At 36.0% G+C, this 541-nt stretch carries 1 protein-coding gene and 1 pseudogene; both read left to right on the top strand.

Features of this window, described 5'->3' with window-relative positions; translation table 11 throughout:
- Positions 1–119: pseudogene (locus KH893_RS13105) on the top strand (YwiB family protein); the annotation flags it as partial.
- A gap of 27 nt (positions 120–146) precedes the next feature.
- Positions 147–541: DNA-directed RNA polymerase subunit delta (gene rpoE / locus KH893_RS11660; protein ID WP_281166261.1), on the top strand; the 395-nt coding region annotated here is incomplete at its 3' end.

The raw sequence follows: 541 nt of genomic DNA, 5'->3' as shown, positions 1-541 counted from the left end.
ATCAAGTGGATGCGACCGGTTTCTTACATATAAAGTATGAATTGTTCCAGAATAAGGATTCTTTAGGAAAATTCGATTTAACCTTGCAATTTTCACCAACGGTTAGTAAGATAGACTAGCATCCTAGACAGGAAAAAGGAATATAGATGGTACTAAAAGATTACACAAAAGAACAAATTGCGGAATTTAGCAACATTGAATTGGCTCGTGAGATATTGAATGAAAAACGTAAACAGACCAAATTCATTGATTTGTTGGCTGCTCTTGAAAAGATTCGCAGCGAAAAATTTGATGAACAAAAGATCGTTCAGATATACACCGATTTAAATGCTGATGGATCTTTTATCAGCATGGGTGAAAATGAATGGGCTTTGCGTTCTTGGTTTGCAATTGATTCAATCAACGAATCAATTCATGAAGATCTTGATGAAGAAGATGAAAAACCAAAGAAAAAACGTGGCAAGAAAGCCGCTGCTGTTGAAGACGACGTAATCGGTATTGATGATACCGATGATGATGACGACGATGATGTGATTGATAC

Source organism: Liquorilactobacillus sicerae (assembly GCF_029916425.1).
In the GTDB taxonomy this organism is placed as follows: Bacteria; Bacillota; Bacilli; order Lactobacillales; family Lactobacillaceae; genus Liquorilactobacillus; species Liquorilactobacillus sicerae.
The sequence above is the reverse complement of the archived record's forward strand: the minus strand, read 5'-3'. Positions and strand labels throughout refer to the sequence as shown.